The sequence below is a fragment of the Microbacterium sp. genome (genome assembly GCF_041641055.1).
Taxonomy (GTDB): Bacteria; Actinomycetota; Actinomycetes; order Actinomycetales; family Microbacteriaceae; genus Microbacterium.
The window spans coordinates 57,242-81,038 of sequence record NZ_JBEPZB010000014.1; the positions used below are offsets into that span (position 1 = coordinate 57,242).

At 69.0% G+C, this 23,797-nt stretch carries 19 protein-coding genes; 8 read left to right on the forward strand and 11 right to left on the reverse strand.

Annotated elements, in window-relative coordinates:
* The first annotated feature begins 34 nt into the window (after window positions 1–34).
* A complete protein-coding gene (locus ACESK8_RS10660) occupies window positions 35–2,917 on the forward strand; it encodes an aconitate hydratase (protein WP_372968571.1) in 2,883 nt (960 codons plus the stop codon).
* A gap of 171 nt (window positions 2,918–3,088) precedes the next feature.
* The gene (gene dxs, locus ACESK8_RS10665) at window positions 3,089–5,029 is read left to right on the forward strand and encodes a 1-deoxy-D-xylulose-5-phosphate synthase (RefSeq protein WP_372968572.1); all 1,941 of its coding nucleotides are present in this window, start codon (window positions 3,089–3,091) and stop codon (window positions 5,027–5,029) included.
* A gap of 39 nt (window positions 5,030–5,068) precedes the next feature.
* Here dxs and ACESK8_RS10670 read toward each other — a convergent pair whose 3' ends face one another.
* From ACESK8_RS10670 to ACESK8_RS10690, 5 genes are all read right to left on the reverse strand, one after another.
* Window positions 5,069–5,668 carry a hypothetical protein gene (locus ACESK8_RS10670; protein ID WP_372968573.1) on the reverse strand — a complete coding sequence of 200 codons (600 nt, stop codon included), beginning with the start codon at window positions 5,666–5,668 and terminating at the stop codon, window positions 5,069–5,071.
* Window positions 5,665–6,339: a TetR/AcrR family transcriptional regulator gene (locus ACESK8_RS10675; protein WP_372968574.1), complete on the reverse strand. Its 675-nt coding sequence runs from the start codon at window positions 6,337–6,339 to the stop codon at window positions 5,665–5,667. Before ACESK8_RS10675 ends, ACESK8_RS10670 begins: the two co-directional genes overlap by 4 nt.
* Window positions 6,340–6,388: 49 nt before the next feature.
* Complete coding sequence (locus ACESK8_RS10680) at window positions 6,389–7,084, reverse strand: SPFH domain-containing protein (RefSeq protein ID WP_060928183.1); 696 nt, start codon at window positions 7,082–7,084, stop codon at window positions 6,389–6,391.
* A 138-nt stretch (window positions 7,085–7,222) separates the two neighbouring features.
* Window positions 7,223–8,665 (reverse strand): glycerol-3-phosphate dehydrogenase/oxidase, encoded by a 1,443-nt coding sequence (locus ACESK8_RS10685; protein ID WP_372968575.1) that lies wholly within the window; start codon window positions 8,663–8,665, stop codon window positions 7,223–7,225.
* Complete coding sequence (locus tag ACESK8_RS10690) at window positions 8,662–9,270, reverse strand: TetR/AcrR family transcriptional regulator (protein WP_372968576.1); 609 nt, start codon at window positions 9,268–9,270, stop codon at window positions 8,662–8,664. The genes ACESK8_RS10685 and ACESK8_RS10690 overlap by 4 nt, the downstream gene beginning before the upstream one ends.
* Before the next feature lie 20 nt (window positions 9,271–9,290).
* On the opposite strand from ACESK8_RS10690, the gene ACESK8_RS10695 reads away from it, so the two are divergent.
* Genes ACESK8_RS10695 through ACESK8_RS10705 form a run of 3 tightly spaced genes read left to right on the forward strand, consistent with a single transcriptional unit; the run spans window position 9,291 to window position 13,469 of the window.
* Entirely contained in the window at window positions 9,291–10,913 is a 1,623-nt protein-coding gene (locus ACESK8_RS10695; RefSeq protein ID WP_372968577.1) for an FAD-binding oxidoreductase, read from the forward strand.
* Between the two features lies 1 nt (window position 10,914).
* Window positions 10,915–11,823: a YegS/Rv2252/BmrU family lipid kinase gene (locus ACESK8_RS10700; RefSeq protein WP_372968578.1), complete on the forward strand. Its 909-nt coding sequence runs from the start codon at window positions 10,915–10,917 to the stop codon at window positions 11,821–11,823.
* The gene (locus ACESK8_RS10705; RefSeq protein WP_372968579.1) at window positions 11,820–13,469 is read left to right on the forward strand and encodes a GMC oxidoreductase; all 1,650 of its coding nucleotides are present in this window, start codon (window positions 11,820–11,822) and stop codon (window positions 13,467–13,469) included. The genes ACESK8_RS10700 and ACESK8_RS10705 overlap by 4 nt, the downstream gene beginning before the upstream one ends.
* Before the next feature lie 49 nt (window positions 13,470–13,518).
* Here the strand turns inward: ACESK8_RS10705 and ACESK8_RS10710 are convergent, their stop codons facing one another.
* The 4 genes from ACESK8_RS10710 to ACESK8_RS10725 all read right to left on the reverse strand — a co-directional run bounded on the left by ACESK8_RS10710 (window position 13,519) and on the right by ACESK8_RS10725 (window position 18,730).
* Window positions 13,519–15,678, reverse strand: coding sequence for a 3-hydroxyacyl-CoA dehydrogenase NAD-binding domain-containing protein (locus ACESK8_RS10710; RefSeq protein ID WP_372968580.1), 2,160 nt, complete (start codon window positions 15,676–15,678; stop codon window positions 13,519–13,521).
* A 5-nt stretch (window positions 15,679–15,683) separates the two neighbouring features.
* Window positions 15,684–16,889: a thiolase family protein gene (locus tag ACESK8_RS10715; RefSeq protein WP_060928072.1), complete on the reverse strand. Its 1,206-nt coding sequence runs from the start codon at window positions 16,887–16,889 to the stop codon at window positions 15,684–15,686.
* A 73-nt stretch (window positions 16,890–16,962) separates the two neighbouring features.
* Window positions 16,963–18,156, reverse strand: coding sequence for a ribonuclease D (locus ACESK8_RS10720; RefSeq protein ID WP_372968581.1), 1,194 nt, complete (start codon window positions 18,154–18,156; stop codon window positions 16,963–16,965).
* Entirely contained in the window at window positions 18,149–18,730 is a 582-nt protein-coding gene (locus ACESK8_RS10725; RefSeq protein ID WP_372968582.1) for a DUF3000 domain-containing protein, read from the reverse strand. The genes ACESK8_RS10720 and ACESK8_RS10725 overlap by 8 nt, the downstream gene beginning before the upstream one ends.
* 25 nt (window positions 18,731–18,755) lie before the next feature.
* On the opposite strand from ACESK8_RS10725, the gene ACESK8_RS10730 reads away from it, so the two are divergent.
* Window positions 18,756–19,910 carry an alpha/beta hydrolase gene (locus ACESK8_RS10730; RefSeq protein WP_372968583.1) on the forward strand — a complete coding sequence of 385 codons (1,155 nt, stop codon included), beginning with the start codon at window positions 18,756–18,758 and terminating at the stop codon, window positions 19,908–19,910.
* Here the strand turns inward: ACESK8_RS10730 and ACESK8_RS10735 are convergent.
* Together ACESK8_RS10735 and ACESK8_RS10740 are read right to left on the reverse strand one after the other, a co-directional pair.
* Window positions 19,894–20,325 carry a SufE family protein gene (locus ACESK8_RS10735; protein ID WP_372968584.1) on the reverse strand — a complete coding sequence of 144 codons (432 nt, stop codon included), beginning with the start codon at window positions 20,323–20,325 and terminating at the stop codon, window positions 19,894–19,896. The two genes, ACESK8_RS10730 and ACESK8_RS10735, sit on opposite strands and share 17 nt — an antisense overlap.
* A gap of 19 nt (window positions 20,326–20,344) precedes the next feature.
* Window positions 20,345–21,238, reverse strand: coding sequence for a sulfurtransferase (locus ACESK8_RS10740; RefSeq protein ID WP_372968585.1), 894 nt, complete (start codon window positions 21,236–21,238; stop codon window positions 20,345–20,347).
* Between the two features lie 146 nt (window positions 21,239–21,384).
* On the opposite strand from ACESK8_RS10740, the gene zapE reads away from it, so the two are divergent.
* Together zapE and ACESK8_RS10750 are read left to right on the forward strand one after the other, a co-directional pair.
* Window positions 21,385–22,437, forward strand: coding sequence for a cell division protein ZapE (zapE, locus tag ACESK8_RS10745; protein ID WP_372968586.1), 1,053 nt, complete (start codon window positions 21,385–21,387; stop codon window positions 22,435–22,437).
* A 116-nt stretch (window positions 22,438–22,553) separates the two neighbouring features.
* The gene (locus tag ACESK8_RS10750; RefSeq protein ID WP_372968587.1) at window positions 22,554–23,792 is read left to right on the forward strand and encodes an ammonium transporter; all 1,239 of its coding nucleotides are present in this window, start codon (window positions 22,554–22,556) and stop codon (window positions 23,790–23,792) included.
* The last annotated feature ends 5 nt before the right edge of the window (window positions 23,793–23,797 follow it).

Consider the following 23,797-nt stretch of genomic DNA (forward strand, 5'->3'; position numbering starts at 1 on the left):
CCTTGCTAGCCGCAGGGGCTCGCTGACGAGCAAGATGGAGGCGCCTGTCGCTCCCATCCGAATAGAAGGAGACGGATTCGTGTCCACGGTGAACAGCTTCGGTGCCAAGAGCACCCTGACGGTCGGCAGCACCGACTACGAGATCTTCCGCATCGACACGGTGCCCGGTTTCGACAAGCTCCCCTTCAGCCTCAAGGTCCTCCTCGAGAACCTGCTGCGCACCGAAGACGGCGCGAACGTGACGAAGGCCCAGATCGAGGCCCTCGGCTCCTGGGATGCTGCGGCTGAGCCCAGCACCGAGATCCAGTTCACGCCCGCCCGTGTCGTCATGCAGGACTTCACCGGCGTGCCCTGCATCGTCGACCTCGCCACCATGCGCGAGGCGGTCACGGCACTCGGCGGAGACCCGAACAAGATCAACCCGCTCTCGCCCGCCGAGATGGTGATCGACCACTCGGTCATCGCCGACCTCTTCGGTTCCGAGAACGCGCTCGAGCGCAACGTGGAGATCGAGTACGAGCGCAACGGCGAGCGGTACCAGTTCCTGCGCTGGGGCCAGACGGCGTTCAGCGACTTCAAGGTCGTCCCGCCCGGAACCGGCATCGTGCACCAGGTGAACATCGAGCACCTCGCCAAGGTCATCTACGACCGTGACGTGGACGGCGTGCTGCGCGCCTACCCCGACACCTGCGTCGGCACCGACTCGCACACCACCATGGTCAACGGCCTCGGCGTGCTCGGCTGGGGCGTCGGCGGCATCGAGGCGGAGGCGGCCATGCTCGGCCAGCCCGTGTCGATGCTCATCCCGCGCGTGGTCGGCTTCAAGCTCTCCGGTGAGATCCCCGCCGGCGTCACGGCGACCGACGTGGTGCTCACCATCACCGACCTGCTGCGCAAGCACGGCGTCGTCGGCAAGTTCGTCGAGTTCTACGGCGAGGGCGTGGCCTCCGTGCCGCTGGCGAACCGCGCCACGATCGGCAACATGTCGCCGGAGTTCGGCTCCACCGCCGCGATCTTCCCGATCGACGACGTCACCCTCGACTACCTGCGCCTGACCGGTCGCAGCGAAGAGGCCGTCGCGCTCGTCGAGGCGTACGCCAAGGAGCAGAAGCTCTGGCACGACGCCTCGCAGGAGCCCGTCTTCAGCGAGTACCTCGAGCTCGACCTCGGCACCGTCGTGCCCTCCATCGCCGGCCCGAAGCGCCCGCAGGATCGCATCCTCCTCTCCGAGGCGAAGACGCAGTTCGAGCAGGACATCCTCGCCTACGCCGCACCCTCGACCTCGGACGACATGGTCGACCTCGAGTCGAAGCACTCGTTCCCCGCGTCGGACCCCGGCAACGCCCCCGGCGAGGAGGAGCCGCGTACCACCCGGCCCGTGCACATCAACAGCGGCGCACCGGCGAACGCGTCGAAGCCCGTCCCTGTCACCACGCCGAGCGGCGAGCACTACATCCTCGACAACGGTGCGGTCACCCTCGCGGCGATCACTTCGTGCACCAACACGTCGAACCCGTCGGTGATGATCGCGGCCGGTCTCGTCGCCCGCAAGGCGCTCGAGAAGGGCCTCAAGCAGAAGCCGTGGGTCAAGACCACGCTCGGACCGGGATCCAAGGTCGTCACGGACTACTACGAGAAGTCCGGCCTCGACAAGGACCTCGAGGGCCTCGGGTTCTACACCGTCGGCTACGGCTGCACCATCTGCATCGGAAACTCCGGTCCGCTGATCGAAGAGGTCTCCGAGGCGATCAACTCGCACGACCTCGCCGTGACCGCTGTGCTCTCGGGCAACCGCAACTTCGAGGGCCGCATCAGCCCCGACGTGAAGATGAACTACCTCGCCAGCCCGCCGCTCGTGATCGCCTACGCGCTGGCCGGATCGATGCACTTCGACTTCGAGAACGACGCGCTCGGCAAGGGATCCGACGGCAACGACGTGTTCCTCAAGGACATCTGGCCGACGCCGGACGAGGTGCAGGAGATCGTCGACTCGTCGATCTCGCGTGAGCAGTTCATCAAGCAGTACGCGACCGTCTTCGACGGCGACGACCGCTGGCGCAGCCTGCCGACGCCCGACGACGACATCTTCCAGTGGGACGAGAACTCGACGTACGTGCGCAAGGCGCCGTACTTCGACGGCATGACGATGGAGCTCACCCCGGTGCGCGACATCGAGGGCGCCCGCGTGATGGCGACTCTCGGCGACTCGGTCACGACCGACCACATCTCGCCGGCCGGAAACATCAAGCCGGGCACGCCCGCCGCTCAGTACCTCACGGAGCACGGTGTCGACCGCAAGGACTTCAACTCCTTCGGCTCGCGCCGCGGCAACCACGAGGTGATGATCCGCGGCACCTTCGCGAACATCCGTCTGAAGAACCTGATGGTCTCGGCCGTCAACGACGGCCAGGTCGTCGAGGGTGGATACACCCGCGACTTCACGCAGCCCGGCGGCCCGCAGTCGTACATCTACGACGCGAGCATGAACTACCAGGAGCAGGGCACGCCGCTCGTCATCTTCGGTGGCAAGGAGTACGGTTCCGGCTCCTCCCGCGACTGGGCGGCCAAGGGCACGAGCCTGCTGGGTGTCAAGGCGGTCATCACCGAGAGCTTCGAGCGCATCCACCGCTCGAACCTGATCGGCATGGGCGTCGTCCCGCTGCAGTTCCCCGCCGGGCAGAGCTGGGAGTCGCTCGGACTCGACGGCACCGAGATCGTCTCGATCTCCGGGCTGGAGGAGCTCAACAACGGTGTGACCCCGAAGACCGTCCGCGTCACGGCCACCCCGAGCGACGAGTCGCCCGAGGGCAAGCAGGTCGTGGAGTTCGACGCGGTCGTCCGCATCGACACCCCCGGGGAGGCGGACTACTACCGCAACGGCGGCATCCTGCAGTACGTGCTGCGCTCGCTGGTCTGATCACCCGCATACAGAGGGCCCGGTTCTTCGGAACCGGGCCCTCTGCCGTGTGCCGGGACCGGTGTCAAGGGGAGCGGCGTTCTCCGAGCTTTCCCCGGTGCCCGGGGTAGGATCGAGCAGGCGTCCGAACCGGAATCGGATGCCGCCAACGGTGCCTATGAGGAGGTGCAGATGCCCATTCTTCCGAGCATCTCAGGACCCCGTGACCTCGACTCCCTGTCTGAGGATCAGCTCGTCGAACTCGCTGACGAGATCCGCGAGTTCCTCGTCGAGAACGTCTCGCGCACCGGCGGTCACCTCGGCCCGAACCTGGGCATCGTCGAGCTCACGATCGCCCTGCACCGGGTGTTCTCCTCGCCGGACGATCCGTTCATCTTCGACACCGGGCATCAGTCGTACGTGCACAAGCTCCTGACCGGGCGTCAGGACTTCTCGTCCCTGCGGCTCCGCGGCGGCCTGGCCGGCTACCCGCAGCGTTCCGAGAGCGCTCACGATGTGGTGGAGTCCTCGCACGCGTCGAGCTCCCTCAGCTGGGCGGACGGCGTCTCGCGGGCTCTCACCGCGACGGGGCGGGCCGACCGCCACGTGGTCGCCGTCGTCGGAGACGGCGCGCTGACCGGCGGGATGACGTGGGAAGCCCTCAACAACATCTCCGACGACAACGACCGCAACCTCGTGATCGTCGTGAACGACAACGGACGCTCCTACGCGCCCACCATCGGCGGGATGTCCCGTTTCCTGAACCGCGTGCGCACCGCTGCCGCTTACAAGGAGCTCCACCACAAGTCCGACCGGCTCTTCCGGGCCTTCGGTCCGGTCGGCCGGGCGGTCTTCCGCGGTGTCCGCGGCGGCACGCACGGATTCCTCTCGCGCTTCACCAACAACGAGGCGCTGTATTCCAATCTCGACATCAAGTACCTCGGCCCGGTCGACGGGCATGACCTGCCCGCGCTCCTGGAGACCCTGAAGCTGGCGAAGTCGTACGGAGCCCCGGTCATCGTCCACGCGATCACCGAGAAGGGCCGCGGCTATCAGCCCGCCCGCGACGATGTCGCGGACCAGTTCCATGCCGTCGGACGCATCGACCCGACGACGGGTGAGACCCTGTCGTCCGGCGGGACCGGGTGGACGGATGTCTTCTCCGACGCTCTCGTGGCCGTCGGGGAGCGACGTGACGACGTCATCGCGATGACAGCCGCCATGCTGCGTCCCACCGGCCTCGCGCCGTTCGCCGAGAGGTTCCCTGACCGCGTCTACGACGTCGGCATCGCCGAGCAGCACGCTGTCGCCTCGGCGGCGGGGCTCGCCTTCGGCGGGCTCCACCCCGTCGTCGCCGTGTACGCGACCTTCATGGGTCGCGCCTTCGATCAGGTGCTGATGGACGTCGCGCTGCACCGCGCCGGCGTCACCTTCGTGCTGGACCGCGCGGGCGTGACCGGCCCCGACGGCCCGAGTCACCACGGCATGTGGGACCTGGCGATGCTCCAGATCGTCCCGCACATCCGCATCGCGGCACCGCGCGACGGCGTGCGGTTGACCGAAGCGCTCGATGAGGCGGTGCTCGTCGACGACGCGCCCACCGTCATCCGCTTCCCCAAGGGCGATGTGGCTCCGGAGCTTCCCGCCGTCGAGAGGCTGCACGACGGCGTGGACGTGCTCGCCCGGGGCGAGTCCGAAGACGTGCTGCTCGTGGCCATCGGCCCCTTCGCCGCGCTGGCGATGGACGTGGCCGAGCGGCTGCGCGCTCAGGGGATCGGGGCGACCGTCATCGATCCGCGGTGGGCGATCCCGGTGCAGCCGTCGATCGTGAGCATGGCGGCGCGCCACCGGCTCGTGATCACCCTCGAAGACGGCATCCGCGTCGGCGGCATCGGCACGCGCGTGCGTCAGGTGCTGCGCGAGGCAGGCATCGACACGGCCGTCGACGAGCTGGGGCTGCCGGATGAGTTCCTCGACCACGCCTCGCGCGATCAGATCCTCGCGGATGCGGGGCTGACGGCCTCGAAGATCGCGCAGGACGTCGTGGCGCAGGTGCTGGGCACCAGAATCCCCGTCGCTCGTCACGCCGGCGAGACCGGCACCATCGACCTGCCCCTGCACGAGCGACGCTGACGGCGCTGGACGTCCGCGGGATCCTCCCGCGGCGCCGGCTCACCGGATCGGCGAGGCACTGTCGGTGTCGGCGAGCACATCCTCCGTCGCGGCATCATGATCGATGCGCCGCCGCGATCGCGGGAGGAGTCCGGCGTCGCGGCGGAGGGCACGTCGCGCGGTCAGCCACCAGCCGAGCGGGACGGCGAGCGTCACCGCGATCGCGGGTGTGCCGAATGTCACCGCCCCGGCGGGGGAGAGAAACCAGGAGGCGTCCGGCCCGCCGAAGATCGCCAGATACGCATACCCCAGGCCGGCGCCGATCAGCGTGTAGCAGAGCAGGTGGATCGCGATCGGCCGTACGCCGTGCAGCGCGGTCGCCAACGGCCAGACGGCGAGAAGCACGAAGGGCAGCAGCAGCAGCGCGACGACGCCGGCCACGACCACGACGACGAGCACCATCACGGCCAGGAGTCCGACCGCCCCGAGGTCGAAGCCTGAAGAGCCGGGGATCGCAGCGATCGCTGCGAGGAGGAGACCTGCGGGGAGCAGCGCGAGGAACAGCACCCACGTCGTGAGCGCTCCACTGAGCAGCTCGTCGCGCGTGAAGGCCATCGGATGCTCCGGGGTGCGCACGCTCGGCGTCTCGGGTGTCGTCATGCGCGCACCTCCGCGATCAGGGTGAGCAGCTCTCTCGTGGCGTGGTGCAGACCGGGGACCCTGACGAACGGCAGTGCGACGGCGAGCAGACGCATCCCCGCGGCGAGCAGGTCTCTCGTCTTCCGCTGCTCCGCGGAGTCGTCATAGGTCCAGCGGAGGACGAGAGCGAGGTGGATGACGAGCAGCGCCACGGGGAGCAGGGCGACGACATCGGCGGGCAGACGGTGCTGAGCGCCGTCGACCGCATCGCGGAACAGGGAGACCGTCAGGTCGCGCGCGGGCGTCGAATCGGCGGAGAGCGGGTTGATGGGGGAGTCGGGCGCGATCATCGCCGCGAGGAATCCCGGCGCGACGCTGCGATAGGCGGCGAGGGTCTCCAGCCCCGCTTCGAAGACGATCCGCAGTCGGCCGACGAGCGAGCGCTCGGCGTCGAGACGGCTGCGTGCTGTCGCCTCGTGCTCGCGCTGCACCCGCTCGTACAGCGCCTGGACGAGATGATCCTTCGAGGGGAAGTAGTAGTACGCATTGCTGACGGAGACCCCGGCCTCATCCGCGATGCGCCGCATCGTCGTCTCGGCGTATCCCCGGGTCGTGAACGACTCCAGCGCCGCGGCGCTGATGCGCGCGCGGGTCCGCTCGCTCTTGCTCCCCGATGACCCAGTTTCGAACATGTTCAAAACCTAGCACGACAGCTGTGCTCGGGCACGCAGAGCAGCCCTGTCAGTTGAGCGCATGCAGCGCTGCGGCGACCTCCGCGCCGCGATCCGAGTCACGCAGCGCGGCGGAGAGCAGGTAGCCGTCGGTGAGCGCATCGCCGGTGACCATGACCCGCACGAGCTCCACACCGCACGCCCGACGCACCTCGTCGGCGCTGGCGGCGATGACCCGCGTGCTGATCTCGTCGTTGTGCGGCAGCTCGGCGCCGTCGAGTCCGCGGATCACATCTCGCAGTGCCGCGCCGACGATGTTCGAGGCGCGCTCCTTGACGTTCACGACGTCGAGCTCGAACACACGCAAGTCACGGCCCGTGGGTATCGGGCGCCACTCGAACGACGCATGGACGCGATGCTGATGACCTCCCGCGCCCGTCATCTCCCTGGCCGGCAGGTCCGTCGCCCTGCACCGGACGTCGATCAGCTTGTACCAGTAGAACAGCGGGAACGCGCCGTGGGAGCCGGGGTCGAGGACGACCACCTCGCCGACCGCGCCGCCTCGCGAAGTGGGACGACGCTGGGGGCGATTGCGGATGATCGGCTTCCCGTTGCGGGTGCGGATCGCCGCCCACCCCTCATCCACCGTCACGATGAAGATCTTCAGAAGCGCCGGTACCACCAGCAGGATCGTCAGGATCGCGGTGCCGGTCTTGAAGAGACCGGACATCCCCTTGCCGCCGAGCATCGAGAGGAGCATGTCCATGACACCCACTGTGCACGGTGCGGCGGCGCGATCGCGCCGCCGAAGCTCCGTGCGCGACGGTGTTCATGCGCTGTTCCGCGTGCGTTCGCCGTCGTGCCGTGCAGCGGATACGCACGGGAAGCCGGAAGCTCGGCGGCGTCAGTCCAGACTGTCGAGCGCCTCGCGCAACAGGGCGTCGACGCGGGGCGCGGCGGCGTCCCTGTCCGAGCGGACGAGTCCGATCCGGGTGCGCCGATCCAGAACGTCATCGACGGTCATCGCGCCCTCGGCGCGTACCATGAACTCGACCTGAGCGCGCGAGATGGACTCGTCACGCTGGTCGGTCTTCGGGGGTGCGGTGTCGGTCAGTCGCACCGACGACGTCCGACTCGCCGGCGCGCTCAGGCCCCGGACCGTCGAGGCGAGGTCCACAGCATCCTCCGCCATCCGCCGGTAGGTGGTGAGCTTGCCGCCGAGGACGGTCACGAAACCCTCGTCAGCCGCGGCCACGAGGTGTCGTCTCGAGATGTCGGCCGTGGCCTGTGCGCCGGTGTCGACCAGCGGACGCAGTCCCGCGAACGCCCCGCGCACCTGCTCGCGGCGGACCGGTTCGGCGAGCACTCTGCCGAGAGTCGACAGCAGGAATGCGATCTCACTCTCTGTCGGGTCCGCGACGCGCGGCACGGGTCCCGATGCCTCTTCGTCGGTGAGACCGACGATCACCCTCCCGTCCTGCTGCGGCAGAGCGAAGACGTACCGGCTGATCGACCCCTTGTGAGGGATCGTGAGGGCTGCGGTCGGATGCCCCAGTGCCGCCCCGTCCAGCACGATGTGGGTGCCGCGACTCGGACGCACCGTGATCGAGGGGTCGAGACCGCCCGCCCAGACTCCGGTCGCATTGATCACGCTCCGTGCGCGGATCTCGAATCGCTCTCCCGTCAGAGCGTCCTCGGCCGTCGCCCCGTCGGCTCGGAGCGCGAGCGCGCGCACGCGGGTGAGGATCCGCGCGCCGTGGCTCGCCGCGGTGCGCGCTACGGTCACGACCAGCCGGGCGTCGTCCACCAGCTGGCCGTCGTACGAGAGCATCCCGCCGCGCAGGCCTCCGGCCTCGAGCGCCGGTACGAGCCGGCGGGCGGTCCGAGCCGACACCGGATGCGGGGCGGGCAGAATCCTGCGCGGTGTGCGTGCCCGGAGCCGGAGCAGATCGCCCATTGTCATGCCGGCGACGCCGGCGGCTCGCTGTCGGGCCGATACCGACGGGCTGAAGGGCAGGAGCTGCCCCAGCGGTCTGATCAGATGCGGCGCGATGACGGTCATCAGCAGATGACGCTCACGCGCGCTCTCCTCGGCGGTGGCGATGTCGCCCGTCGCGAGGTAGCGGAGCCCGCCGTGCACGAGCTTCGAGCTGAACCTGCTCGTCCCGAAGGCGAGGTCCTCGGCTTCGATCAGCGTGACCCGAAGGCCGCGCGAAGCCGCATCGAGTGCGGTGCCGACCCCGGTGATGCCTCCGCCGACCACGAGGACGTCTGTGGTGTCGGAGCCCGACCTGCTCAGCTCGATCGCCCGACGCGCGACGTTGAGGTCGGGGGAGTCCGTGGTCATGGTCGCAGCAGCCCGTCCAGTGCGGCCCGCAGCTCGCGCTCCCAGGCGGTCTCGGAGAGGAGGTCGGACACGGTTCCGTGCGACAGGACCGCGGACTGGGCGATGAGCAGGAGCATCACCGCGATCTCGTCCGGCTCACCGCGGCGCACCGTGCCACTCTGCTGAGCTGCGGCGATCGCCGTGGCGAGCCACTGCAGGATCAACCGCTGACTCGAGCCGACCCGTTGCAGGGTGTATCGCGTGAAGACCTCGGGCTCATCCTCGAGCAGTCGCCCGAAGACGTCATCGGCGCGGAACAGTGCGGAGAACCGGAGCACTTCGTCGACGAGGGTGTCACGGGTCTCGGGTGGCACGGGGAAGTGCGCGAGCACTGCGGCGACGCGCCGGAGCAGCGCGGCGCGCACCACGTCGTCGGCGTCGCTCCAGCTGCGGTAGATCGTCGGTCTACTGTGGCCCGCCCGTCGGGCGAGTTCGGCGATCGTCACATCGTGCACACCCCTGCGGCCGATGAGATCGTCGGCGGCGTCGAGGATGCGCGACTGCGTGGCATCCCACCGCGGAGCTTCCGGCGTGGGTGGGACCGTGCGTGCTTGACGTTCTTCCATGATCTGTCACACTGTAACGCATGGGCGACGAGAACGGCAGTGCTGCCGGACCGACCGAGATGCGGTGGAACGGGTGGGGCGACCCGGCACGAGAGAAGCCGCTTCCGCGCGCCGTGCGCGCGCTCCTCCCGATGCTGCTCGGTCGCATCCGCCGCCCGGAGGATCCCGTGAAACTGCACGAGGTGCGGATCGAACCCACCGCGCTGGATGCGGGGGACCTGAGCGCGCTGGGTGCCGTCGTCGGCGTCGAGCACGTCGACGTCACTCCAGAGGCCCGGATCCGGCACTCCGGCGGGCGGTCGACCCCTGATCTGCTGCGTGCGCGACTGCGCACGCGGGCCGTAACAGACGCCGTCGTGTCGCCGGGAAGCCATGACCAGGTCGCGGCCGTCCTGCGCCTCGCCGGATCCCGGCAGATCGCCGTGATCCCCTACGGCGGGGGAACGAGCGTCGTCGGAGCACTCACTCCGGAGCGTGGCGAGCATCGGGCCGTCGTCAGTCTCGATCTGCGGCGACTGTCCGGGCTCATCCGTCTCGACGAGGTCAGCGCAGAGGCGGTGCTCGCGGCGGGCACCACGGGTCCGGATGCCGAGGCCCTGCTCGGTGCCCACGGGTACGAGCTCGGACACTATCCGCAGAGCTTCCGCTACGCCACCATCGGCGGGTTCGCGGCCGCGCGGTCGTCAGGACAGAACTCCGCCGGTCACGGCCGCTTCGACGCGATGGTGACCGGCGTCCGCGTCGCGACCCCCACCGGTGATCTCGCGCTCGGCAGGGCGCCCGGCTCCGCCGCAGGTCCCGATCTCGTGCGGGTGTTCCTCGGCTCCGAGGGCATCTTCGGGGTCATCACGGAGGTACGGGTGCGGATCCATCCTGTGCCGCGCGATCGGCTGGTCGAATCGTGGACGTTCCCCGACTTCGCGAGCGGCGTCGACGGACTGCGACGGGTCGCCCAGCACGGCGGCGGCCCGACCGTCGTGCGACTCTCCGACGAGGCCGAGACGGCTGTCAGCCTCGCGCAGGTCGGCAGGATCGGCCAGGCGCTGGCGAAAGGCGCGGCCGTCGTCACGGTGTACGAGGGAGAGGGCATCGCCGAGCGGAGGTCGCGCACCGCAGCGCTGCTGTCCGCTGCCGGAGGAACGCCCTCCGGCGAGAGCGCCGCGGAGGAATGGGTCGCCGGACGCTTCGACGGCCCGTACCTCCGCGACTCGCTGCTGGATGCCGGGGTGTTCTGCGAGACGCTCGAGACCGCCACGACGTGGTCGAATCTGCTGACGCTCCGCACGGCGGTCACGACGGCACTGAACGCCGGATTCGCGGATGCTCGCGCCAGATCGCACGTGCTGTGCCACGTCTCGCATATCTATCCGACGGGCGCGTCGCTGTACTTCACGGTGCTCGCCGGCATCCGCTCCGACCCCCTGACGGTCTGGGATCAGGTCAAGGCGCGAGCCAACGACGCGATCCTCGCGGCGGGCGGCACGATCAGCCACCACCACGGGGTCGGGCGGGATCACGCGCCGTGGCTGGCGCAGGAGATCGGCGAGACCGGCGTGCGGATCCTCGCCGCGATCAAACGGGAGCTCGACCCGACCGGGATACTGAATCCGGGCGCGCTGATCTCTCCGGAACGGCGGTCCTGAGGTGTCTCAGCACATCGCCGTGCTGACGAATCCCTTCGCAGGCAAGGGGCGGGGCGGGCGCGAGGCCGAGGCGGCGATCGCCCATCTCCGTTCCCGCGGTGCCGATCATCGCGTCTACGTGGGGGAGTCCTCCGCCTCGAGTCTGCTGCTCACCGCCGAGGCCCTCGCCGAGGAGCCTCGTGTGCTGGTCGTCGTCGGGGGAGACGGCACGCTGTCCGGCATCCTGGACCTCGTGTGCGCGGCCGCGGTCCCGGTCGTGCTCGTCCCCGCGGGCACGGGCAACGACCTCGCCAGGGCGCTCGGCCTGCCACGTCGTGATCCTGCCGCCGCTGTCGAGCTCGCGCTCACGGGTTCACCGCGGGCGATCGACGTCGGAGAGATCCGCACCTCGGAGCGCACCTCGTCGTTCCTCACCATCGCGGCGCTCGGATTCGACGCGAAGGTGAGCGATCGCACGAACAGACTGCGGTGGCCGCACGGGGTGCTGCGCTACTACCTCGCGCTGCTCATCGAGCTGGCCCGACTGCGCCCCCTGGACTTCGTCGTCTCCGTCGACGGCGGACCTGCGGTGCAGTCGCCTGGCACGCTCGTCGCCGTCGGCAACACCGAGAGCTACGGCGGCGGCATGCCGCTGTGCGTCGGGGCGGCACCGGACGACGGACTGCTCGACCTCGTGCATGTGCGGCCGCTGACGAGGGCACGGCTCCTCGGGCTGTTCCCGCTGCTGCTCCGCGGAACGCACCTGTCGCGTCGGGAGGTCGCCCACCGTCGGGTGACCTCCGTCACGGTCAGCGCGCCGGGACTCGTGGTCTATGCCGATGGCGAGCGCATCGGCGAGGACGAATGCACGATCGGGGTGCGGCCGGCCGCTCTCACCGTGCTCGTGCCTGCGGACCGGGTCGGTCGATGAGCGGGCCGGAGGCCACCGGCCGGCGGGAGGAGTTCGACGAGGACGTCGTGATCGTCGGCTCGGGCTTCGGCGGCTCCGTGGCGGCGCTGCGGCTGGTGGAGAAGGGCTACCGGGTGCGGGTGTATGAGGCGGGGCGGCGTTTCGAGGATGCCGACTTCGCCAGGACGAACTGGAACGTGCGCCGGTATCTCTGGGCGCCTGCCATCGGCTGCTACGGCGTCCAGCGCATCCATCGTCTGCCGCACGTGATGATCCTCGCGGGTGCGGGAGTCGGCGGAGGGTCCCTCAACTACGCGAACACCCTGTACCAGCCCGGTGTGGCGTTCTTCGCGGATCCGCAGTGGCGCGGGCTCGCCGACTGGGAGAGCGAACTCTCCCCGCACTATGCGACGGCGAAGCGGATGCTGGGCGTCGTGGAGGCCTATCCCCACACGGGTCCCGTCGAGCGCATCATGGCGGGCGCCGCCGAGGACCTCGGCGTCGGCGAGACCTTCCGTCGCGCGCCGGTGGGCGTGTGGTTCGGCCGACCGGGAGAACGAGTCGCCGACCCGTTCTTCGGCGGAGAAGGCCCTGAGCGCACCGGCTGCACCCTGTGCGGGAACTGCATGGTCGGATGCCGGGTCGGCGCCAAGAACACCCTCATGAAGAACTACCTGCCGCTCGCCGAGAGACGCGGCGCGGTCATCGAGGCGCTGCGCACCGTCACGGAGGTCCGCGAGCTGCCCGAAGGCGGCTTCGCCGTCACCACGCAGCGCACCGGCGCGTGGATCCGGCACGGGCGGCGAACCGTTCGCGCCCGCCAGGTCGTGCTCGCAGCAGGCACCTGGGGCACCCAGCAGCTGCTGCACCGGATGCGTCGAGACGGCGCGCTGCCTCGGGTATCCCCGGCGATTGGTCGCCTGACGCGGACGAACTCCGAAGCGCTCGACGGTGCGGTCGCGACCAGGGTCCCCGCCTCGCTCAAGCTTGCTCGCGGCGTCGCGATCACGACCTCGTTCCACGTCGATGAGCGCACGCACGTCGAGAACGTGCGCTACGGACCCGGCTCGAACCTGATGGGTGCGCTCGCGTCGATCCTCGTCCGCGGAGACTCGGGAATCGCGGTCCGGCTTCTCAGACTGGTCGCACGAGCGGTGCGGGCGCCGGTGCGACAGCTCCGGCTCGGATCGCTGCGGCGATGGAGCGAGCGCGGGATCATCGCCCTGGTCATGCAGACCGAGGACAACTCCCTCACGCTGTCACTGCGTCGGCGATGGGGGCGGACGGTGATGACGAGCGCGCAGGGCCACGGAGAACCCAATCCGTCGCACCTGCCGCAGGCCCACCGTGCCGCGGAAGCGATCGCAGACCGGATGCAGCAGGAGAGCGGCGTGCCCGCCGAGGCCAGGGGGTCGTGGCCTGAGGTCTTCGGCATCCCGCTGACCGCGCACTTCCTGGGCGGCGCCGTGATCTCCGACTCGCCCGACACGGGAGTCGTCGATCGCTACCACCGGGTCTGGGGACACCCGGGTCTTCACGTGGTCGACGGGGCGGCCGTCCCTGCGAATCCCGGCGTGAACCCGTCGCTGACGATCACGGCGCTCGCGGAGAGGGCCATGTCGTATTGGCCGCGGTCCGGCGAGGTCGATCCGCGCCCCGCGCCCTGAGCACGCAGAAGGGGGCCACGCCGAGCGCGACCCCCCTCGGTGCTGTGGATCAGCGGTTCTCGATGCCGCGGATCTGCGGGGTGTGGAAGTCTCCGCCGAATGCGCGCTGCGAGGCACCTTCGCGATCGAGGTACGGCGAGGCGCCGCCGTCGATGAAGGGCCAGCCGGCGCCGAGGATGAGGCAGAGGTCGATGTCCTCGACCTCTGGCACCACGCCCTCGTCAAGCATCAGCTTGATCTCGCTCGCGAGACCGTCCTGCACGCGCTGCAGGATCGTCGCCGCGGATGCGGGATTCTTGCCGACGGCGGGCTTGAGGAGCTTCTCGGCCTGCTTGGTCCAGCCCGTCACCCGTCCGCCCTTGTCCTTCTCGACGACCGCATCGAGCTCAGCGAGAGCGTGGAAGTTCTCGTTGGCGTAGAACCGGTCGGGGAACGCGGTCGCCATGGTGTCCTGCACGTGGGCGGCGACCTTCCAGCCGACGAGGTCGATGAGCTGGAACGGCCCCATCGGCAACCCGAGGGGAGCGAAGGCCTTCTCGACGTCGGTGACCGGTGTGCCCTCGTAGACCGCACGAGCTGCTTCTCCCATGACCTTGGCGAGGAGGCGGTTGACGACGAACCCCGGGGCGTCAGCGGTCAGGACCGCGTTCTTGCCCAGGTTCTTCGCCACCACGAACGCCGTCGACAGGGCGGCCTCGGAGGTCACGGGCGTCTTGACGATCTCGATCAGAGGCATCACGGCGACCGGGTTGAAGAAGTGGAATCCGACGAGACGCTCGGGGTGAGCGAGCTTCGCGCCGATCTCCTCCACCGACAGCGACGAGGTGTTGGTCGCGAGGATCGCGTCCTCGGCGATGATCTTCTCGATCTCGCCGAACACCTGCTGCTTGACGCCGACCTCCTCGAACACGGCCTCGATGACGAAGTCGCAGTCCGCGTACAGGCTCTTGTCGGTGGTGCCGGTCACGAGCGCCCGCAGCTTGTTGGCGGAGTCCGCGTCGAGGCGGCCCTTCGCCTCGAGCTTGCCGATCTCCTCGTGGATGTAGGCCACGCCCTTGTCGACGCGAGCCTGATCCAGATCCGTGATGAGGACCGGCACCTGGAGCTTGCGCACGAACAGCAGGGCGAACTGGCTGGCCATGAGACCCGCACCGATGATGCCGACCTTCGTGACCTTCTTGGCCAGCTGCTTGTCCGGCGCGCCGACGGGGCGTTTCGCGCGCTTCTGCACCAGGTCGAACGCGTACATCGAGGCGGCGAACTGGTCGCCGGTGACGAGATCCGCAAGGGCTTCGTCCTCGCGGGCGAACCCCTCCGCCTTCGTGCCGCTCTTCGCCTTGTCGAGCAGTTCGAGAGCAGCGTACGGCGACTTCGGAACGGTGCCGATCTTCGACTCGAGCATGCCGCGCGCCATCTTGACGGCGATCGGCCACTTGGTGAGCCGCTCCATCTTGCCTGGCTCGTTGCGGCGCTCGACCTTCTTGCCGCCGAGTACTGCATCGGCCCAGGCGAGCGAGTTCTCGAGGTAGTTCGCGGCCGGGAAGATCGCGTCGACGATCCCGAGATCGAACGCCTGCTGCGGCTTCAGCATCCTGTTCTGCTTGAGCGGATTGGAGATGACGACCTCGAGGGCGTTCTCGATGCCGATGAGGTTCGGCAGCAGGTACGCGCCACCCCATCCGGGGATGATGCCGAGGAAGACCTCGGGCAGCGCGATCGCGGCAGCGGACGAGTCCACCGTGCGGTAGCTGGAGTTCAGGGCGATCTCCAGTCCGCCACCGAGGGCGAGTCCGTTCACGAACGCGAACGAGGGCACGCCTAGCTCGCCGAGCTTGCCGAGCACCTTGTGGCCGAGCTGGGCGATGAGGCGGGCGTTGTCGCGCGAGCCGACCTTGCTGATGTCGGACAGGTCGGCGCCGGCGGCCAGGATGTACTGCTTGCCGGTGATGCCGACCGCCTGGATCTCCCCGGCGGCGGCACGGCGCGCGAGAGCGTCGAGCGTCTCGCCGAGCGCGGTGAGCGTCGCGGGTCCCAGCGTGTTGGGGCGGGTGTGATCGCGTCCGTTGTCGAGCGTGATCAGGGCGAGCACCTTGCCGGAGGCGAGGCGGATGTCACGGACCGGGGAGTGCGTGATCACCTCGCCCTCGGTCAGCGCCTGGATGGGGGAGAAGTCGACGTTCGCGTACTGTTCGGAGACCGAGTGTGCCATCGGGACTACTTCCTCTTCTTGCCGTCGAAGTGCGGGTTCTCCCAGATGACGGAGCCGCCCTGGCCGAGACCGACGCACATGGCCGTCAGGCCGTAGCGCACGTCGGGACGCTCGGCGAACTGGGCCGCGAGCTGGATCATCAGGCGGACTCCGGATGCCGCGAGCGGGTGCCCGAGAGCGATCGCGCCGCCCCACTGGTTGACCCGGGGGTCGTCATCCGCGATGCCGAAGTGATCGAGCAGCGAGATCACCTGGATCGCGAACGCCTCGTTCAGCTCGAACAGGCCGATGTCGTCGATCGTGAGTCCGGCCTTCTTCAGTGCCTTCTCGGTCGAGGGGATCGGGCCGATCCCCATGATCTCCGGCTGCACGCCGGCGAACGCGAACGACACCATGCGCATCTTCGGGGCCAGGCCGAACTCCTTGACGGCCCCGCCGCCGGCGAGCAGCGACATCGTGGCGCCGTCGGTGAGGGGCGACGAGGTGCCGGCGGTCACGCGACCGTGCGGACGGAACGGCGTCTTGAGAGCTGCGAGGTCCTCCATCGTGGTCTGGGGGCGCCGGCCCTCGTCCTCGGTGGCCAGACCCCAGGCCCCGTCAGCGCCCTTGGTCGCGACGGAGACGAGATCCGGCTGGATCTTGCCCGCGTCGTAGGCCGCCTGGACCTTGTGCTGGCTGAGCATGCCGAACCGGTCGGAGCGCTCCTTCGTGAGGTGCGGGAACCGGTCGAAGATGCGCTCGGCCGTGACGCCCATGTTGAGCGCGCCGGGGTCGACCATGCGCTCCGCGACGAACCGGGGGTTCGGGTCGGCGTTGCCGCCGATCGGGTGGTGGCCCATGTGCTCGACGCCGCCCGCGAGGGCGAAATCGTACATGCCGACGCCGATGGAGGCTCCCATCGTCGTCACGCTGGTCATCGCGCCGGCGCACATGCGCTCGACGGCGAGGCCGGGGACGGTCTGGGGGAGTCCGGCGAGGATCGCCACCGAACGACCGAGCGTCAGCCCCTGGTCGCCCGTCTGGCTCGTCGCCGCGATCGCGACGTCGTCGATGCGATCCGCCGGTACGGCGGCGTTCCGCTCCATCAGGCCGATGGTCGCCTTCACGGCGAGGTCATCTGCGCGGGTGTTCCAGTACATGCCCTTTTCGCCGGCGCGCCCGAAGGGGGTGCGCACTCCATCGACGAAGAAGACGTCCGAGATCTCGGCCACTCTGCCTCCAAGTTTGTGCGGTGGCCTCAGTCTATGGAGGCCCCGAAACGGGGAGGAATCGGTTGGATCGAACCTACGAAGCGGGCGCGGGCGCCTCGTCGGGCGTTTGCGCCGCCTCTACAAAGGCCTCCGCGATCTTCTGTGCAGTCTGTGCAATCTGCCAGGGGCGGGCGCCCAGCGTCGCGAGCGCTTCACCGATCGCCTCCGGCGTCGTGCCGGGCACATCCCACGCCACGCGGCGCAGGTGATCGGGGGTCAGAAGGTTCTCGGTCGGCATCCCGAGCTCCTCGGCCGTCGCCTCGACCAGAGGGCGAGCGGCCTTCAGCCGGGCATCCGCCTCCGGGTTGCGATCCGACCAGGCGCGCGGCGGCGGCAGCGCGTCGCTGGGGACCCGCTCGCGCGGCAGCTCCTCGGTCGTCCGTCCGTCGACCATCGCCTGCCACCAGCGGTCGAGCTGGGTGCGGCTCGCGCGGCCCTGGAACTCCTTGATACCCGCCAGCGCCTGCTTGCTCTGCGGGTTCGCCAGCACGGCGGCGATCAGCGAGCGGTCGGGGACGAGCCGGCCGGGGGAGACGTCCTGGTCCTGGGCGTAAGCCTCGCGGGCCTGCCACAGCGACCGTGCGACCGCGAGGTTGCGCGCGCCCCGGACCTGGTGGAGTCCGCTGAGCCGACGCCACGGATCCTCCCGCGGGGGCTTGGGTAACCTGGTCAGGGTCGCTGCGAACTCCTCGGCCGCGAACTCGGTCTTGCCCTGCTCCTCGAGCTCCGCCTCCAGCACCTCGTACACATCGATGAGATGCAGCACATCCAATGCCGCGTACTCGAGCCAGGCCGCGGGCAGCGGACGGGTCGACCAGTCCGCTGCGGAGTGCTCCTTCTTGAGCGTGATGCCGAGGGCGTTCTCGACGACAGCCGCGAGACCGACGCGCTCGTGACCCAGCAGACGCGAGGCGAGCTCGGTGTCGAAGATCGACGGCGGCAGGAGGTCGAGCTCGCGCAGTGACGGGAGGTCCTGGCTCGCGGCATGGAAGATCCACTTCACGTCGCCGATCGCCGCCTGCAGCGGACTGAAGTCGCCCAGCGCGGGAGGATCGAAGAGGAACACGCCGGCATCGCGACGGAAGACCTGAACGAGGTAGGCGCGCTGCGAATAGCGGAAACCGGATGCCCGCTCGACATCGACGGCCACGGGCCCGGTACCTGCGGCCAGTGCGGCGCACGCCGCATGGAACTCCGAGACGTCGGAGATCACGGAGTATTCAGTCACGTGCTGCCTTTCGCGCGCCGATCACGGCGATGCCCTCGGAACCGGGCGGAAGACCCGCCAGCATTCCGACCAGCTCGACCCATGCTTCGACGTGCGGTCGGTACGGGCCCTCCGGAGTCCAGGACGCCCTCAATTCTATCTGCGCTCCGTCACCCTCGTCGGCGAGGCCGCCGAACCCCTTGGACAGGGTCTTGGTGGACGTGCCGGATGCGGAATGGTAGACGGCGTCCCTGGACTCGAGGGCATCGACCAGCCACGACCAGGTGACGTCCGCGAGCAGCGGGTCCGTGCCGATCTCGGTCTCCAGCGGAGCCTGGGCGAAGATCACGATGCGCCAGTCCCCGTCCCAGGCCGCGGGGCTGTCCGGGTCGTGGAGCAGGACGAAGCGGCCGGTGCCGTAGGCGGACTCGCCCTCGTCGTCCGGGCGGACGTCCGCGGCCAGCGCGAGGGCGTGCGGGGCGAGGCCCTGCGGAGTGGGGATCTCGCGGATCGTGATGTCCGAGCGGAACGTGAGATCACGGAGCTCGGCCACTGCGGCGTCGAAGAGGGTCCCGGCATCGGGGTGTGCGGTCACGGCAACAGGCTAGAGTCAGGAAGCGATGAAGAGTCTCAGGCACGCCGTTGCGCTCCTTGTCCCTGCACTGATCGCACTCGGGACTGCGATGGCCCTGCTCGTTTTCAGCGTCGCCCGCCGGGTGGTCATCCCCGCCAGACGCCCCGCCGACACCGAGATCCTCGCCGTCGACACCGGCGCCCAGACGATCGAGCTCACCCGTACCCCCGACACGGAGCTGCCCGGCCGCTACGGGCTGTTCACCTCCGGCACCCACGGCTACGTCAAGCTCGGGGCTGTGCTCGGCGCCGACGCCACCACCGTGCGCCGCAAGCTGCTCACCCAGATCGAGCCCGGCTCACAGGTGGACCGCAGCGCCGCGTTCAGCGGCTGGTACTACTCGACGCCGAGCGAGCTGCATCTGCCGTGGGAGAACGTGCTCATCGGGTCGCCGGCCGGTCCGTGTCCCGCGTGGCTGTTCCCCGCGGAATCGACCACCTGGGTGATCCAGATCCATGGCAGGGGAGTGACGCGGGCCGAGTGCCTGCGTGCGGTGCCCGTGCTGCACGCGGCCGGACTGCCGACCCTCGTGGTCTCGTATCGGAACGACGGCGAGGCCCCTCGCAGCCGCAGCGGTGCCTACGCCCTCGGTGCCCAGGAGTGGCGCGATGTGGATGCGGCGATCTCGTTCGCCCGTCGCCGCGGCGCGGAGCGCGTGATCCTGATGGGGTGGTCGATGGGCGGCGCGGTCGCGCTGCAGACGTCCGTGAACTCCGGCAACCGCGATCGAATCGCGGGTCTGATCCTCGAGTCCCCCGTCGTGGACTGGCGCACCGTGCTGCGCTTCCAGGCGCGGCAGGCGGGGATGCACGCTCCGCTGCCGGACCTGGCGATGAGTGCGCTCTCGCTTCCTCTCACGGCGCGGCTCAGCGGGGCGGACGGGGCGATCCCGTTCGACAGCCTCGACATGGTCGCCCGCGCCGACGAGTTGAGCGTTCCGATCCTGATCCTGCACAGCGACGACGACGGCTTCGTTCCTGCGGACGCCTCGCATGCCCTGCATGCTGCACGCCCCGACCTCGTGACGATGCCGGCGTTCTCGGTCGCACGCCACACCAAGCTCTGGAACTACGACGAGGCGGGCTGGAACTCGGCGATCACCGACTGGCTCACGGAGCAGGGGCTCAGCGCTTCTGCCTGACCTGCTTCTTGGCGCGCATGAGCATGCCGGTCATCCCGCCGATGCGGAGGGGCGACACGGCCTTCGTGAGGCCGATGGACTGCGGGTAGTCGTCGGGAATGGCCAGCACCTCATCGGGAGTGAGCCCCGTGATGCCCTGCACCAGGATGCTCGCGAACCCTCGCGTCGTCGGAGCCTCCGGCGGCGCGGTCGCGTGCATCGTCACAACGCCGTCGTTCACCTCGACGTAGATGTAGACCGGGGACTGGCACTCGGCCACCCGCTCGCACATCTCGGGGTGGCTCGCCACCTCCTCCGACACCTCAGGAAGCTCGTCCGAGAACTCCAGCAGGAGCAGCAGTCGCTCGGCCTCCGGGGTATCCAGGAAGGCGTCGCGGATCTCGGCGAGAGTGTCAGGAACGTCGCTCGTGCTCATCCCCGACATTCTTCCACGATCAGAGCGAACCGGGCTCCGCACCGGTGACGATCGGGACGCGCACGGCGCTGCCCCATTCGGTCCACGATCCGTCGTAGTTGCGCACGTCGTCGAAGCCGAGCAGGTGCTTGAGCACGAACCACGTGTGGCTCGAGCGCTCACCGATCCGGCAGTACGCCACCACCGGGTCGCCGTCCTTCAGGCCGGCACCGTCGCGGTAGATCGCGTCGAGCTCTGCGCGCGAGCGGAAGCCGCCGTCCTCGGCCACGGCCTTCGCCCACGGCACGCTCTGCGCGGTCGGGATGTGGCCGGCGCGCAGGGTGCCCTCCTCCGGGTAGGCCGGCGCCGTGGTGCGCTCACCGCTGTACTCCTCGGGGGAGCGCACATCGATCAGAGGACTGCCGATGTGCGCGAGCACGTCCTCCTTGTAGGCGCGGATCACGGAGTCGTCGCGCTCGACGACCGGGTACTCGGTGGCCGTGACCGTCGGGGCCTCGCGGGTGATCTCTCGGCCCTCGGCGATCCAGCGGTCGCGCCCTCCGTCGAGGAGGCGCACGTCCTCGTGGCCGAACAGCGAGAAGACCCACAGTGCGTAGGCGGCCCACCAGTTGTTCTTGTCGCCGTAGATCACCACGGTGTCATCGCGCGAGATCCCCTTGCCGCTCAACAGCTTCGCGAATCCCTCCCCGTCGACGTAGTCGCGCACGACCGGGTCGTTGAGCTCGGTGTGCCAGTCCACCTTGACCGCGCCGGGGATGTGGCCGGTCTCGTAGAGCAGCACGTCCTCGTCCGACTCGACGACCACCAGACCTGGCGTTCCGAGACGCTCGGCGAGCCACTCGGTGCTCACGAGACGGCCGGGTTCGGCGTACTCGGCGAACTTGGACGAAGTGGTGTCGAACTCGATGGCCACAGGGATCTCCTCAGACGGTGAGCGGCGATTGTGCAGGGAATGACGGCGTAATGTGGAGCCGATACTTCGACGATAGATCCACGCCGTGCGCCCTGCACCCGATTCGTAAGACTTCGACACAGGTGCGCACCCGACACAGGACCGTGATGACCGACACGCCCAGCCGCACGGGCATCGTGCACCTGACCGATCGCCAGCCCACCGTCACCGGCCCCGAGATGCTGGCCAGCCTCACGCCGCCGCCGCAGTTCGACGGGGCGACCTTCGAGAGCTACCGCGCCGACGCCTCGTACCCGTCGCAGGAGGAGGCGAAGGAGACTCTGATGCGGTTCGCCGGTCGCGGCGGCGGTCCGGTCAAGCGCGGCGGGTTCTTCAGCCGCGCGAAGAAGGAGCCGGATCTCAAGCCCGGCGTGTATCTCGACGGCGGATTCGGTGTCGGCAAGACCCACCTGCTCGCGTCGATCTACCATGCGATGCCGGCCCGTCGGAAGTACTTCGGCTCGTTCATCGAGTACACCGCTCTGGTCGGAGCCCTCGGCTACAAGAACACCGTGGACCTGCTCAAGGGGGCGGATCTGCTCTGCATCGACGAGTTCGAGCTCGACGACCCGGGTGACACCATGGTCATGACCCGCCTGATCGGTGAACTCGTGCCGACCGGAACGAGACTCGCCGCGACGTCGAACACCCCGCCGAACGCGCTGGGCGAAGGACGCTTCGCAGCCCAGGACTTCCTCCGCGAGATCCACGCGATGTCCGACAGCTTCCAGACCATCCGGATCGACGGAGTCGACTTCCGTCAGCGCGCACTCGACGGGCACGCCGTCGTCAGCGATGCGGACGAGTACGCCCAGGCCGTGCAGCAGGGCAGCGCGGCGGGGATCGCGTCGGACGATTCGTTCGTCGAGGTGATCAGACACCTCGCCCGCGTGCATCCCTCCCGCTACCTGCGGGTGATCGAAGGACTCGACCTCGTCGGCCTGCGTGACGTCCAGGTGCTGACCGATCAGTCGGAGGCGCTGCGCTTCGTCGCGTTCGTCGACCGTGTCTACGACGCGCAGATCCCGATCGTCGCCACGGGTGTGAGCCTCGACCAGGTGTTCGCGCAGGAGATGCTCGGCGGCGGATACCGCAAGAAGTACCTGCGCGCTGTCTCCAGACTCAATGCACTTACACACGCGGAGCGCAGTGTCGCGTAACGCGATGTTCACATGCGGGGCGCTGCTGTAACGCCACCGCAACAAACTTCACGCATTCCGGAAATCGGGCCTCGTCACACTGAAGCTCTCAGTTTCCCGAATTGTGAGGTTTGACTATGGATGCTCCAGGCAACATCTCCTGGGCGATCACCGCGACCGCCCTCGTACTGCTCATGACGCCCGGCGTCGCCTTCTTCTACGGCGGTCTCGTCAAGGCCAAGAGCGTCGTCAGCATGATGATGATGAGCTTCGGCTCGATCGGTCTCGTCGCCGTTCTGTGGATCCTCTTCGGATTCTCGATGAGCGCAGTGGACAGCCCGACGGCCTTCGCCGGCAACCCGTTCGCCGACTTCGGCCTCTCGAACCTCGCCGCCGGTGAGGACTCGAACGTGGCTCTGCTCGGAGTCGCGTACGGCGCGACCTTCGCGATCATCACCGTCGCGCTCATCTCCGGCGCCATCGCCGACCGCGCGAAGTTCGGCAGCTGGCTGATCTTCGCCGGTGTCTTCGCCACGGTCGGATACTTCCCGGTCGCCGCATGGGTCTGGGGCGGTGGCTGGATCATGAACCTCGGCACCACCCTCTTCGGTGAGGACAGCGGAATCGGCGTCATCGACTACGCCGGTGGCACCGCGGTGCACATCAACGCCGGAGCGGCGGCACTCGCCCTCGCGATCGTCCTCGGCAAGCGCATCGGCTTCCAGAAGGGCATCCTCAAGCCGCACAACGTGCCGCTGACCCTTCTCGGCGCAGCGCTGCTGTGGTTCGGCTGGTTCGGCTTCAATGCCGGAGCCGAGTGGCTCGCGGAAGACATGGGCGGCGTCGGACTCATCGGTCTCAACACGCTCGGCGCCACCGCTGCGGCGATCCTCGGCTGGATCCTCATCGAGCGCATCAAGGACGGCAAGGCCACGTCGGTCGGAGCCGCCTCGGGTGCTGTCGCGGGTCTGGTCGCGATCACCCCGGCCTGCGCCAACCTGACGCCCGGCTGGTCGCTGCTGCTGGGCGCCGTCGCCGGCATCGTCTGCGCACTCGCGGTCGAGATGAAATTCCGTCTCGGCTTCGATGACTCGCTCGACGTCGTCGGCATCCACCTCGTCGGTGGACTCATCGGAACGCTCTACCTCGGCCTCTTCGCGACGGGCACCGGCGTCTTCGTCGGCGGCGACCTGCGCCAGCTCGCCGTGCAGGCGATCGCAGCACTCGGTGTGCTGATCTACTCGTTCGTCATCGCCTTCATCATCGGCTTCGCGATCGAGAAGACCATCGGCTTCCGCGTCACCAGCGAAGACGAGATCGCCGGTGTCGACCAGGTCGTCCACGGCGAGGAGGGCTACGCACTCGCGGATGCGTGACCTGC

What these genes read in the sequence shown, in the direction of transcription:
- dxs (WP_372968572.1), top strand. Translation starts at nt 3,089, where the DNA reads ATGCCCATTCTTCCGAGCATCTCAGGACCCCGTGACCTCGACTCCCTG.
- ACESK8_RS10705 (WP_372968579.1), top strand. Translation starts at nt 11,820, where the DNA reads ATGAGCGGGCCGGAGGCCACCGGCCGGCGGGAGGAGTTCGACGAGGAC.
- ACESK8_RS10675 (WP_372968574.1), bottom strand. Translation starts at nt 6,339, where the DNA reads ATGTTCGAAACTGGGTCATCGGGGAGCAAGAGCGAGCGGACCCGCGCG.
- ACESK8_RS10730 (WP_372968583.1), top strand. Translation starts at nt 18,756, where the DNA reads ATGAAGAGTCTCAGGCACGCCGTTGCGCTCCTTGTCCCTGCACTGATC.
- ACESK8_RS10670 (WP_372968573.1), bottom strand. Translation starts at nt 5,668, where the DNA reads ATGACGACACCCGAGACGCCGAGCGTGCGCACCCCGGAGCATCCGATG.
- ACESK8_RS10750 (WP_372968587.1), top strand. Translation starts at nt 22,554, where the DNA reads ATGGATGCTCCAGGCAACATCTCCTGGGCGATCACCGCGACCGCCCTC.
- ACESK8_RS10685 (WP_372968575.1), bottom strand. Translation starts at nt 8,665, where the DNA reads ATGACCACGGACTCCCCCGACCTCAACGTCGCGCGTCGGGCGATCGAG.
- zapE (WP_372968586.1), top strand. Translation starts at nt 21,385, where the DNA reads ATGACCGACACGCCCAGCCGCACGGGCATCGTGCACCTGACCGATCGC.
- ACESK8_RS10735 (WP_372968584.1), bottom strand. Translation starts at nt 20,325, where the DNA reads ATGAGCACGAGCGACGTTCCTGACACTCTCGCCGAGATCCGCGACGCC.
- ACESK8_RS10690 (WP_372968576.1), bottom strand. Translation starts at nt 9,270, where the DNA reads ATGGAAGAACGTCAAGCACGCACGGTCCCACCCACGCCGGAAGCTCCG.
- ACESK8_RS10695 (WP_372968577.1), top strand. Translation starts at nt 9,291, where the DNA reads ATGGGCGACGAGAACGGCAGTGCTGCCGGACCGACCGAGATGCGGTGG.
- ACESK8_RS10710 (WP_372968580.1), bottom strand. Translation starts at nt 15,678, where the DNA reads ATGGCACACTCGGTCTCCGAACAGTACGCGAACGTCGACTTCTCCCCC.
- ACESK8_RS10680 (WP_060928183.1), bottom strand. Translation starts at nt 7,084, where the DNA reads ATGGACATGCTCCTCTCGATGCTCGGCGGCAAGGGGATGTCCGGTCTC.
- ACESK8_RS10660 (WP_372968571.1), top strand. Translation starts at nt 35, where the DNA reads ATGGAGGCGCCTGTCGCTCCCATCCGAATAGAAGGAGACGGATTCGTG.